Annotated in this window: 9 protein-coding genes; 8 read left to right on the top strand and 1 reads right to left on the bottom strand. The window is 46.2% G+C overall.

Annotated elements, in window-relative coordinates; all coding sequences use genetic code 11:
- Positions 1–36 precede the first annotated feature (36 nt).
- A complete protein-coding gene (locus tag K7P01_RS04995) occupies positions 37–1068 on the top strand; it encodes a GntR family transcriptional regulator (protein ID WP_267290512.1) in 1032 nt (343 codons plus the stop codon).
- A gap of 106 nt (positions 1069–1174) precedes the next feature.
- The gene (locus K7P01_RS04990; protein WP_267290483.1) at positions 1175–1777 is read left to right on the top strand and encodes a Crp/Fnr family transcriptional regulator; all 603 of its coding nucleotides are present in this window, start codon (positions 1175–1177) and stop codon (positions 1775–1777) included.
- A gap of 14 nt (positions 1778–1791) precedes the next feature.
- Here K7P01_RS04990 and K7P01_RS04985 read toward each other — a convergent pair whose 3' ends face one another.
- Positions 1792–2583, bottom strand: a complete 792-nt coding sequence (locus K7P01_RS04985; protein WP_267290481.1) for an SDR family NAD(P)-dependent oxidoreductase — start codon at positions 2581–2583, stop codon at positions 1792–1794.
- Between the two features lie 169 nt (positions 2584–2752).
- On the opposite strand from K7P01_RS04985, the gene K7P01_RS04980 reads away from it, so the two are divergent.
- From K7P01_RS04980 to K7P01_RS04955, 6 genes are all read left to right on the top strand, one after another.
- Complete coding sequence (locus K7P01_RS04980; protein WP_267290479.1) at positions 2753–3427, top strand: hydrolase; 675 nt, start codon at positions 2753–2755, stop codon at positions 3425–3427.
- Between the two features lie 173 nt (positions 3428–3600).
- Positions 3601–4203, top strand: a complete 603-nt coding sequence (locus K7P01_RS04975) for an NADPH-dependent F420 reductase (RefSeq protein WP_267290455.1) — start codon at positions 3601–3603, stop codon at positions 4201–4203.
- A gap of 598 nt (positions 4204–4801) precedes the next feature.
- Positions 4802–7933, top strand: a complete 3132-nt coding sequence (locus K7P01_RS04970) for a SusC/RagA family TonB-linked outer membrane protein (protein ID WP_267290453.1) — start codon at positions 4802–4804, stop codon at positions 7931–7933.
- A gap of 11 nt (positions 7934–7944) precedes the next feature.
- Complete coding sequence (locus K7P01_RS04965) at positions 7945–9855, top strand: RagB/SusD family nutrient uptake outer membrane protein (protein ID WP_267290451.1); 1911 nt, start codon at positions 7945–7947, stop codon at positions 9853–9855.
- Positions 9856–9888: 33 nt separating this feature from the next.
- On the top strand, positions 9889–11058 hold the full coding sequence (locus tag K7P01_RS04960) for a DUF5000 domain-containing lipoprotein (RefSeq protein WP_267290449.1): 1170 nt from the start codon (positions 9889–9891) through the stop codon (positions 11056–11058).
- Between the two features lie 23 nt (positions 11059–11081).
- Entirely contained in the window at positions 11082–12212 is a 1131-nt protein-coding gene (locus K7P01_RS04955) for a DUF4998 domain-containing protein (protein ID WP_267290447.1), read from the top strand.
- The last annotated feature ends 204 nt before the right edge of the window (positions 12213–12416 follow it).

Here is a 12416-nt window from a genome sequence, read left to right as displayed (position 1 = left end):
TTGCCTGGATTGAACTTCTGAATGAGGCTACTGAACATGCAAAAATCGCCCGTCTATAAATACATCTCTCTCGATGATCATTCGGCAACGCCGAAGTATCAGCAATTAGCAAACTCCATCATCAACGCTGTCCAGCAGGGCAATATTAAAAAGGACGAGATTCTGCCTTCGCTTAGTGAAATAAGTTTTGAATTTGAGATATCCAGGGATACGGCCGAGCGGGGGTACAAATACCTGAAAGATTGTGGTGTTATCGGCTCTGTTCCGGGGAAGGGATATTTCATTAAGAGCACGGATGTTAATCACCAATTAAAAGTATTTCTGCTTTTCAATAAACTCAGTGCACATAAAAAAATCATCTATGATTCAATTGCAGCATCGTTAGCGAAGCATGCTTCTATTGATCTGTATATTTACGATAACGATTTTTCTTTCTTTAAAAAATTACTTCAGTCGAAAAGAGAAGGTTATACACACTATGTCATCATACCGCACTTTCTGGAGGGTGGCGATAATGCGCACGAAATAATTAATTCGATCGATAAAGATAAGCTCATTTTATTGGACAAGTTGGTTCCGGGGGTCTCCGGACAGTTTGGCGCTGTCTACGAGAATTTTGAACTGGACATCCGGTCTGCGTTGGAACAGGCGCTCGAGCAATTATGTAAATATCATACCCTTAAAATCCTTTTTCCGCAGGACTCTTATTATCCGCAGGAGATTCTCAAGGGATTTTTTAGTTTTTGCGATGAGTTTGCCTTCACAGCCAAAGTCGTTCATCGAATTCAGGATGAGCCCATCAATGTTGGGGAAGCATTCATCAGTTTAATGGAGGAAGATCTGGTCAGGCTCATCGAAAAAATCCTGATCAGCAAACTTGACGTGGGTCGGGATGTCGGTGTGATCTCCTATAATGAAACACCGTTAAAGAAAATAATACTCAATGGCATAACGACCATCTCAACGGATTTCAAAATGATGGGCGAGAAAACGGCAGAGATGATCCTCAACAATTCAAGAGAGCATGTTGCAATACCGTTTCATCTTACATTAAGATCATCTGTATAAAAATTTCTTCCGGTAATTGGTTATTTTTGTATGCCTTAATGGCATCATCATGTCCAATCTTTTCTGGTAGGGTAAATTTTAATTACACCAACGTTTGAAGGGCCGTATGCATGCGATCTTACGAAGATTTATAGACGAAACTACTTCATGCACTATTTCGGATGAAGAGTTTTTGTATATCGAAAAAGGTTTTACTGAAAAATCAATAAAAAAGAAACAGTTCCTGCTGCATGAGGGCACTGTTTGTAAATACATGGCTTTCATAGTAAAGGGCGCCATGCGCCAATACTCAATCGATGGAAACGGGAATGAACATATTGTTCGCTTTGGCATGGAAGGCTGGTGGATGAGCGATCGTGAAAGCTTCCTGATGCTTACTCCGTCTAAATACAATATCGAAGCACTGGAGGATTGTGACCTGCTGGTGGCTACCAATGAACAATTGGCGATGGTAAAAGAGCAATCGCTTCTGTTCCTTAAAATGTCTCATATTTTAGACGCGCGGCATTCTATTGCTTCGCAAAATAGAATTCAAGCGTCGATCAGCTATACAGCGGAGCAAAAGGTGTTGGAGCTCATGAAAGTGTACCCCCTTTTTTTAAAGCGATTTTCACAAGCCATGCTGGCCTCTTATCTTGGCCTTAGCCCCGAAACCTTTAGCAGAATACGCAAACAAATAGCCGCGAACAACACCAATCGCCAGGTATAACCTGATCGGCATTGTTAGAAGGCCGTAAAGCCGCCATCCATTATTAATTCAGCGCCTGTCATAAAAGACGATTCTTTACTTGCCAGAAACAAAATGCCGCTCGCCAATTCTTCCGGGCTGGCTCCGCGGCCCATGGGCGTGCTTCCAATGGCCATTTCACGAAAGCTGGAAGCGTTCTGCATATTTTGTACCATGGGCGTTTCTACATACCCCGGATGAATGGAGTTAACGCGGATACCTGATTTTGAGAGCTCGATGGCGGCGCCTTTTGAAAGCATCCTGGATCCTCCTTTCGAAGCTGTGTAAGCGTTGCCGCCTGCATTGCCGGTAATGCCTGCTATCGAGGAAACATTTACGATAGCGGCACCTGGCTGCATGTAGGGAACAACTGTCTTGATTCCCAGAAAGGCACCAATAATATTGGTGGATAATACCTGCATGAACTCGTCCACGGTCCTGTCCGCTAAAGGTGCGTGCAGGTTTCCTGTAATACCTGCATTATTGACGAGGACATCGATCCTTCCAAATTGGTTGGCCAATGTGCTCACCACTTCTTTCCAATCTGTTTCACGGGAGACATCCTGAATGGCGTAAGCAGCAATTCCACCGTGAAGGTGAATGTCACTGACAACCTTTTTTAAGGGCGCTTCCGCCAGCCCGGTGATCATTACGGATGCACCTTCCTTTGCAAAAAGGAACGCCGTTGCAGCGCCTATGCCGGTGCCTCCGCCGGTGATCAGCGCGATCTTGTCTTTCAATCTGCCTTCTGCAAGCTGTGGGCTGCCTTCTCTCTCTCTATCGTTCATAGTAAGACTTCGTTGACGATGTGGTTTACGTTACAAGTTCAAAGTAACAATGCCGATGAGAAGTATTAATTGATCTATGTCAAGTCGTTTCGTTGATGTAGATCATTTACAAATCCTCCTGGGTCAGTCACTTTTGACTATCAAATTTTAATCACTTAAAAACGTACCAATGTCTGCAACACAAAACAATCCGAAAGCGGGTCTTGAAGCCTTGTTGACCCCCGACAATTGTGCTTTGATACTGATCGATCATCAACCTTTCCAGTTTGCTGGTCTCCGGAGTCACGACACACAAACCATCATTAACAACGTTGTTGGGTTAGCAAAGGCGGCAAAGATCTTTCATGTACCGACACTGTTTACAACAGTTGTTGAAAAAAATGGGGGCTATCTGATCAAACAGCTGCAGGAAGTTTTCCCTGACCAGAAACCTATCGACCGGACATTTATCAACACCTGGGAGGATGAACGGGTGGTTGCCTGGGTTAAGAAAACAGGAAGAAAAAAAATTGTTATCGCTGCATTGTGGACTGAGATCTGCCTGGCGATGCCTGCCATCCAGGCTGCCGGTGAAGGCTATGAGGTTTATATAGTCACAGACGCCTCTGGCGGGGTGAGCCTGGAAGCACATGAAATGGCAATCCAACGCATGATCCAGGCGGGATGTATTCCCATCACCTGGACGGTTTTTGGTTCCGAGCTTCAACGCGATTGGGCACGGACAGAAACAGTCCCCGCCCTGGCGGAAACCCTTATCGATCATTTTGGAAACGTAGGTACCAGCTTGCAATGGGAATGGCAACTTTTGGCGACACCTGTTCCTGAGAAGACTGTGGGTGTTTGAACTAATCGATAACGATCTCTATGAGCGCTACACACATCTGCTCAGCATTCGCTGATTCAAGAAGGTTCCGCAAGGCTGGGCGGTGTGTGGCGCTTATTGCCCTACTAGTAAAACTTTATGCAGGGCAGACTATTTAAGACAACCAGCTTTAGTGAAACAAGCGAACAAACTATATGAAAAAGTCATTTGGAATTATCGGCTCCGGTAATATCGGGCAAACCGTAGCACGGCATTTGGTAAAAGGCGGCTACGCTGTCATTATGAGTAACGGTCGCGGGCCGGATGCTGTCAAAGAGATCGTAAAATCAATAGGCGGAGGTGCCACGGCTGGATCGGTAAAAGATGCTGCTAACGCGGACGTCGTTCTTCTTTCCCTGCCATGGTCCCAAGTTTCATCCCTTACAGCGGTGGCTGACTGGAAAAACAAAATTGTCATCGATGCGACCAATCACTTTATTACCTATGCTCCCGATTTTCAAGTAGCGGATCTTCAGGGAAAGTCTTCTTCGCAGGTAGTGGCTGAACAACTTCCCGGTGCAAGGATCGTGAAAGCCTTTAACACGCTTTATTTTAAGACACTGGCACAAAATCCGAATCAGTCCGGTGGAAAAAGAGTATTGTTCATTTCCGGCGATGATGCTTCTGCAAAGTCAGAAGTGGGTGAGGTTATCAAGGCGCTTGGATTTGCTGTAGTTGATTTAGGCGACCTCTCCAACGGTAGTAAACTTCAGCAGGCCAAAGGTCCGTTAGCCACCCTCAACCTGATCCAGCTGTAGATTCCGGATTTGTATACCCTGTTGGTTAGGCTGTTTCGGTACAGAATTTCAGAAAATATCTCGTGGGACGAAATTTTGAATATCCCCTTTCTTCCCGCTTTTAAGCCGGTAAAAACCGTTTAAATCGTTTGCAATCAGTACGGTTCAGAACGGTTAAAACGGTTTTTGCTTTTAGTTTTATTTCTAAAAGCTTCCAAAAACCTCAAACACCTAAACCTTTTACCTATGGATCAAAACTACTTTAAAAGACCCTTATTGGTCATCACCAGCAAATTTCTGAAGAGGGTAAATCTATCCTTCATTGCGCAGCATAAGGACCATTGAACTTTGCTCAGTATTTCCTCCTGCCTTTCCAGGGATCGGGCTTATACCAATGCCAGAAAGCCGGGTAAGGGAAAAAACGTACAATAACTTTTAAGTATGAGCTGACAGGACTCACACGAGTCCTGGGAACTTGTCCAATCGAGGTCAGTAAGAATTTAGGGTGCGATCAACGCAGCCCTACAGCATCATCGTGCCCGTAAAAAACAGGCTTCCCTTGTTTCTTTAAATCTACTTGATTTTAACATACGACCTAATCACACTAAGCAGAATATGTATGCATAAATTTTACAGGATCCTTATAGGTTGCATTTTCATTGTTGCGGGTTTGCATCATTCTATTTTCGCGCAAGCCCTGCGAGTCTCCGGTACGGTTACGGACGAATCCGGAGGGCCCCTGCCCGGCGTAAGTATAATGATAAAAGGCACGAACAATGGAACTACCTCCGATGGCGATGGCAAGTACGTACTGGAAGTTGCAGACGGAAATGCAACACTGGTTTTCTCCTTCGTAGGCTTTAGCAGTCAGACGATTGAAGTAGCCAATAGAAGCTCCATTAATGTATCACTGGTGCCGGATATCGCAGCCCTGGGAGAAGTCGTGGTGGTGAGTTATGGAACACAGAAAAAAGAATCTGTCATTGGTTCTATTACCACCGTAGAGCCTGAAAGACTGAAAATACCCAGTAGCAATTTAACGACAGCCCTGGCCGGCAGGATGTCGGGCATCATCGCGTATCAGCGAAGTGGAGAACCCGGCGCCGACAACGCCAGTTTTTTTATTCGTGGCGTTACCACCTTCGGATACAAAAAAGATCCCCTGATCCTGTTGGACAACAATGAAATTACGACACGGGAACTGGCACGGTTGCAGCCAGACGATATTGCCAGTTTCTCTATTATGAAGGATGCGACCGCTACTTCGCTCTATGGTTCGCGCGGGGCGAATGGTGTTATCCTAGTGACAACCAAAAGAGGTCTTGAAGGTAAAGCGACCATCAACATTCGTATGGAGAACTCATTCTCCATGCCGACACAGAATATAGCGCTGGCGGATCCGGTTACCTACATGAAACTTCATAACGAAGCTGTACGGACGCGCAATCCGCTCGGCGTGACGCCGTATTCGCAAAATAAAATTGAGAATACGATGAACGGTGGTAATCCATATGCCTATCCCGCGAATGACTGGTATAAAATGGTCTTTAAAGATTACGCACAAAACAAGCGACTAAATTTCAACCTCACGGGGGGAGAGAAGGTTGCCAAGTATTATCTGGCAGGATCCATCAACAACGATAATGGACTCCTCAATGTAGATAAGCGAAACAATTTCAACAGCAACATTGATCTGAAGAGTTACATGTTGCGATCGAATATTACCCTGAATGTGACTAAAACAACCGAAGTGACGGTGCGCTTGCAGGGGCTTTTTGACGATTATACCGGCCCTATAGACGGAGGGGATGCGATTTACCGGCAGGTGATGCGAACAAATCCTGTATTGTTTCCCGCCTACTATTTGCCGGATTCAGCGAATGCACATACACAACATATTCTTTTTGGTAACTACGATAAAGGAGGATATAACAATCCGTATGCTTCCTTAGCCCGGGGCTATCGCGACTTCAGTACGTCCCATATCATGGCGCAAGGCGAGCTGCGGCAAAAACTTGATTTTATTTTGAAAGGGCTCTCGGTCCGTGGACTGTTCAATACAAACCGTTATGCTAACTATGAAGTAAGGCGTTTTTATACCCCATTTTATTATGCCATGTCCCGGTATGATAAAGCGACCGATACCTATCGCTTGAATCCGCTGAATCCGACTACCGGGACAGAGTATCTGGACTACCAGGAACCGTTGGACAGGAAGCTTATTACCTCGACAACGTATATGGAAGCTGCCATCAATTGGGACCACCTCTACAATGAAAAACACGCTGTCAGCGGGTTGGTGGTGATGACACGGCGGGAACAGTTGAATGCAAATGCGGGTGACCTTCAGAAGTCACTTCCTTATCGCAACATGAGCACGGCGGGGCGGTTTACGTATGCGTACGACTCCCGTTATTTTGCCGAGTTTAATTTCGGCTACAACGGCTCGGAACGGTTTTCTCAAAAAGAGCGGTTCGGATTTTTTCCTTCTGCCGGTGTGGCGTGGATCGCTTCCAACGAGACTTTCTGGGATGGTGGTCTTAAACAGATCTTTGACAAGCTGAAAGTAAAAGCAACGTATGGGCTGGTTGGAAACGACGCGATTGGTAGTGAGAATGACCGGTTCTTTTATCTGTCGAATGTGAATATGAATGATGACCGTAAAGGTGCTGCTTTTGGGACCTATGGAAACGGACAATCATTAACCGGGGTCTCCATATCACGATACGCCAATGACCAGATCACCTGGGAAACGGCTATTAAATGGAACCTGGGTGTTGAAATGAATTTATTGGGAAAACTGGAAATTCAGGCCGATGTCTTTTCCGAACACCGTAAAAACATTTTGATGGACAGGGCTTTCATTCCCGCTACCATGGGACTCCAGGCTGGAGTTCGCGCGAACGTGGGGGAAGCCAGCAGCAGTGGCTTTGACATGTCGGCCAGTTATGATCATTCATTCGCCCATGGCGCCTGGATAACCGGAATGGCTAATTTCACCTATGCCACGAGCAAGTTTAAGGTCTACGAAGAACCTGACTATTCCACCACACCCTGGCGCTCTCGTGTAGGCACCTCGTTAAATCAAATATGGGGGTTGGTAGCCGAGCGCCTTTTTGTTGATGAAGAGGAAGTCCGGAATTCACCCACGCAGTTTGGCGACTACATGGCGGGGGATATTAAATATAAGGATCTCAATAACGACGGTCAGATCAACGAGCAGGATATGGTGGCGATGGGGTATCCTACGGTTCCCGAGATCGTTTACGGCTTTGGTTTATCCGGTGGCTGGAGAAGATTCGATCTTTCCTGTTTCTTCCAGGGGCTTGCACGGGAATCTTTTCAAATTAATGCGTTTGATACGTCGCCGTTTGTTGACGGGCAGAATGCCTTGCTGAAGGACTATGCGGATGATCACTGGTCAGAGGAGAACCGGAATGTATATGCCTTGTGGCCCCGGCTTTCGCCCACGCGTGTTGAGAATAACATGATGGGCTCCAGCTGGGTCGTGAGAGACGGATCATTCCTGCGATTAAAATCTGTCGAGTTCGGGTATACGCTACCCATCAGCCTTATTTCACGGGTTAAACTGACAAACGTGCGCTTCTACTTTAGTGGAACCAACCTTTTAACGTTCAGTAAATTCAAGATGTGGGATCCGGAATTGGGAGGCAATCGTGATGCGAATGGCAATGGTATGGGGTACCCCATTCAAAAGGTGTTCAATATGGGGCTTCAACTTTCTTTCTAAAACTGAATACGATGAAAAAGATATTCATTACACTGATTATACTGTACACCTTGAGCGCATGCGGCGATTACCTGGACGTAGTGCCGGATAATATTGCGACCATTGATTATGCTTTCCGGAACAGAACGGTTGCTCAAAAGTATCTGTTCACCTGTTATAATTACCGTCCGCGCATTGGCGCGGTCGATAACGATCCGGCCATGAGCGGTGCCGACGAGACATGGCAACGTTATATTATCAACCAGGGCTTCCCAACCTGGGGTAATACCAACATTGCACGCGGTTTGCAAAATGCATCGAATCCGTATTTTAATTATTGGGGGGATGGTTTATGGACCGGGATCCGCGATTGCAATATTTTTCTTGAAAACATTCATAAAGTTCAGGACCTAGCAGATTACGAGAAGAAGAGATGGATTGGCGAAGTGAAATTTCTGAAGGCCTATTATCATTATTGTTTGTTTAAATGCTATGGTCCTATTCCCATCGTTGACGTCAACCTTCCCATCAATGCCAGTGCAGAAGAGGTAAAAGTATATCGTGAGCCGGTAGATTCGGTCGTTCAGTACATCGCGGACCTGATGCAAGAGGCGGTCGTTGATCTGCCGAATGCAAACGAAGTGATCGAAGGAACCGAAGCTGGCCGCGTTGACAAACTGACGGCGTTGAGTATGCGTGCTGAAGTGCTGCTCTTTGCCGCCAGCCCGCTGTTCAATGGAAATGCCGATTATGCAGGTATGATCGACAAGCGGGGGGTGCAGCTCTTTCCGCAGGCCTATGATCCTGAAAAGTGGCGGCTTGCCGCGGATGCCTGTAAAGAGGCTATTGATGTTTGCCAGGCGCAGGGTAAAGCGTTGTATGATCTGGTTGATCCCCTGACGTTAAATGCGCCTGATCCGTTCAAGGTACAGACAACGTACCGGCAGGCAATTTGCGATCGCTGGAACAAGGAATTAATATGGGGCAACACCAATAATGACGTTGCCTTTCTGGTACGGCACGCAACGCCAAGGCTGGTGCGATTAAGTCCGGAGAGACTTAATGATGCAACCAGTGAATGGGCGCCGACTTTAAAAATGGTTGGAAAATACTATTCATCGAACGGAGTTCCGATCGATGAGGATGTTCAGTGGCGGGATAACGGATGGTATCAAGACCGCTATAAGGTGAGACCGGAAGCTTCCGCCGGAGATGAAAAATATTATGTAAAGGAAGGCGAGAAAACAGTTTACCTGCATTACAATCGCGAACCGCGCTTCTATGCGAGCCTCGGTTTTGATAAGGGAGTTTACTTTGGAAATGGCTACTACGATTTTCCCGCAAATGTTAAGGTTTGCGATTTCTTCAATCTCGGTGTTTCCGGGTGGCAGGGAGGATCGGGATTTTCCTCTACAGGATATTCTGTTAAGAAGATGCACAGCTTCAAAGATGCGCAAACGAGAGACAACGTCTCGTTTGAATATTTTCCTTTTCCCATTATGCGCCTGGCCAACCTGTACCTGATGTATGCCGAAGCATTGAATGAAATCAACGGGCCGGTTGACGAAGTCTTCACGTATCTTGATCTTATCAGGGCTCGTGCCGGGCTAAAGGGAGTTCAGGAATCGTGGTCGACTTATTCAAACAGACCTGCTAAACCCACTACCAAAGAAGGCCTGCGTGAGATCATTCATGACGAACGAACTATTGAGCTGGCTTTTGAAGGCAAGCGCTTTTGGGACATCCGGCGCTGGAAGGAGATAGAGGTCTTAAACGAACAACCTCAGGGATGGAATATCATGGGCGAGACTGCCGCAGATTTTTACAGGGTAATAACGGTGGCGAAAGACCCGGTCGAGTTTACGGTAAAAGACTATTTCTGGCCTATCAGAGTATCAGACCTGGTAGTCAACAATAACCTGATTCAAAATTATGGCTGGTAGGCAGCTTCAAATCATGTGTTTAAAAATATGTATATGAACATGAGAAATACTTTTTTTAGCATAATCGTCGGTTTTGTGGCCCTGGCCTGTAAGGAAGAGTCCTTTTGGCAGGAACCAATAGATACCAGGCCTCCCGGCGGGATCGCAAACGTGGAGGTTGAAAATATTCCGGGAGGAGCCATCCTTCGTTATACGCTGCCGCATGATGAAGACCTTCTTTATGTAAAAGCAGTGTATTCCTTGAAAGATGGAATAACCAGCGAGGTACGTGCTTCGCTGTATAATGATACATTAAAGATCCAGGGATTTGGAGACACTGCCGAGCGACAGGTAAAGCTGATTGCCGTGGACCGGAGCAGGAACGAATCACAGGCGGTTGAAACAACCATCGCCCCGCTTGAGCCTCCTGTTGTTACGATTGGTGAAACATTGGAACTGATACCGGATTTTGGAGGGGTTCACGCATATTGGCAGAACCCATCCCGGGCAGAAATTTCAGTGGTCATACTGAAGGAGGATCATAATAAAGAGTACGTTCCGCTGGAAACTTTTTATAGTTCGGTAAAAGCAGGAGAGGGAGCAAAGAGAGAAATGGATACGATCCCTGTCAACATCGGGGCGTATGTTCAGGACCGTTGGGGAAACAGGAGTGAAACTAAGTATTATACCCTGACCCCGATTTTTGAAACGAAATTTGATCGCAACAAATTCAATGCTGTTGAGCTACCGGGTGATCAACCGAGTGCCTTTGGTTGGGTGAAACCAAGAATGTGGGATGATATTATGGGTGACCAGGGGTATAGCTCGCCGGGTGGTTCAGGCGTTTGGCCTCATTCTGTTACTATTGATCTTGGTGTCGTAGCTCGGATGAGTCGGTTGAGAGTATTTCAACGACAAGGGACGTACATTTTTTCGGAAGGAAATCCCAGAAAATTCGAAGTCTGGGGAGCTGAGCAGCTTGACGGATCCGGAGACTGGAATAGCTGGACGAAGCTGATGGATTGCACGTCCGTAAAACCTTCCGGATTACCGATGGGACAGAATACAGACGAAGATGTGTACAGGGCCAACAATGGAGAAGATTTTATTTGTCCTGTGCCAGCTCCGAAAGTTCGCTATATCCGGATCAAGGTTACACAAACGTGGTCGGGCGGTGACAACTTTCAAATATCGGAGTTGCAATTTTTTGGCGACAACCGGTAATGCTAACCCTTTAAAAAAATATCATGAAACAGCTATATTATTTACGCGAAGGATCACGCCATTTACCTGCAATAGGCATCGCATTGCTGGTGGTTATGCTGATAGCCTGTTCAGACATGAATGATCTGCACCAGGAGTATCTGGACCGGGGAGAGGTTATTTATGCCGCTAAAGCCGATAGCGTAGCGCCTCATTCGGGTAGAAATCGTGTCGAGTTTGAAGTATTTGTCAAGTCACAGCGGATCACAACAGCCCGGTTTTTCTGGAACGATTACAAGGATTCTTCAGACCTTATTATAGAAGGTCAGGGTGTTTTCAGAAAAATGCTGGATAACCTGGAAGAGAGAAGATACATTTTTCAACTTGTATGCCTGGATGAATTTGGCAACAGATCGCTGCCGGTGGAGCTAAGTGCCAATGTTTATGGCGAACAGTATCAGGCTCAATTAGTGAACAGATCGGTGGGATCGACGTCGATCGATGTGCAGGGAAAAGTAACGATAAATTGGGGGAGCGCTGTTGATGGAGCAGTTGCCATAGAAGTAAGCTATACGGATCTCGCCGGAAATAGTAAACTTCAAAGTTTCCCGGCAGATCTGCCAACCTCCGTCATAACAGACCTTAAGCCGGATATGGGGTATGAGTATAGAACCGTGTATAAGCCTGATTCTACCGGTATTGATAGTTTTTTTACGGACTATTCACAGAGCACATTGTTGACTTTTGATAAAAAAGACTGGAGTATTGTTGATTTCTCCTCGGAGCATGGCGGTGCGGATAATTCGGTGAAGAATTTTATTGATGGAACATTTAAAACCCGTTGGCATTCATTGGCCGGGAGCTCATCCTATCCCCATCATGCAACGATAGACTTGGGCATTGTAAGAACGATAACACAATTCGGAGCGTGGATAACAACCTTTGATTCTCCTCCGGATGGCGATCACAGGGCTCCTGATAAAATTAAGTTCTTAGTAAGCATGGACAATACCACCTGGACTGACCTGGGAGAAGTTAACTTTAATCGTTTCCTGCTGGGTGAGCAGACCTTTGTCGTGTCGCCTCCTATGCAGGGGAGATACTTTCGGTTTGTGGGCGTATCGGGACCTGAGAATAATATGGTGATGGGCGAAGTAAGTGCCTATGGTTTTTGATTGAATCTATGTGCTATAAACAAGAGGCCGTCCCCTCGTCCGTTATCAGATTTTTGGGACAGCCTTCTTGTTTATAATTATTGAAAGTCATGTACGCTGCCAATCGAAATTGGAGGATGGCATGTCTTCACATAAGACCCGGTTGCGGTAACGGCCATAGATCCGCGTTGCGAAGTTGCGGTGCGCTGTTATTTTGTATTCCCA

The organism is Parachryseolinea silvisoli, assembly GCF_021190955.1.
GTDB classification, from domain to species: Bacteria; Bacteroidota; Bacteroidia; order Cytophagales; family Cyclobacteriaceae; genus Ohtaekwangia; species Ohtaekwangia silvisoli.
Note: the sequence above shows the minus strand (reverse complement) of the source record. Positions and strands in the feature narration are given on the sequence as shown.

Excerpts from the sequence above, each read along its gene's own strand:
- K7P01_RS04995 (WP_267290512.1), top strand. The coding sequence starts at position 37 with ATGCAAAAATCGCCCGTCTATAAATACATCTCTCTCGATGATCATTCG.
- K7P01_RS04965 (WP_267290451.1), top strand. The coding sequence starts at position 7,945 with ATGAAAAAGATATTCATTACACTGATTATACTGTACACCTTGAGCGCA.
- K7P01_RS04985 (WP_267290481.1), bottom strand. The coding sequence starts at position 2,583 with ATGAACGATAGAGAGAGAGAAGGCAGCCCACAGCTTGCAGAAGGCAGA.
- K7P01_RS04955 (WP_267290447.1), top strand. The coding sequence starts at position 11,082 with ATGAAACAGCTATATTATTTACGCGAAGGATCACGCCATTTACCTGCA.
- K7P01_RS04980 (WP_267290479.1), top strand. The coding sequence starts at position 2,753 with ATGTCTGCAACACAAAACAATCCGAAAGCGGGTCTTGAAGCCTTGTTG.
- K7P01_RS04960 (WP_267290449.1), top strand. The coding sequence starts at position 9,889 with ATGAACATGAGAAATACTTTTTTTAGCATAATCGTCGGTTTTGTGGCC.
- K7P01_RS04975 (WP_267290455.1), top strand. The coding sequence starts at position 3,601 with ATGAAAAAGTCATTTGGAATTATCGGCTCCGGTAATATCGGGCAAACC.
- K7P01_RS04990 (WP_267290483.1), top strand. The coding sequence starts at position 1,175 with ATGCATGCGATCTTACGAAGATTTATAGACGAAACTACTTCATGCACT.
- K7P01_RS04970 (WP_267290453.1), top strand. The coding sequence starts at position 4,802 with ATGCATAAATTTTACAGGATCCTTATAGGTTGCATTTTCATTGTTGCG.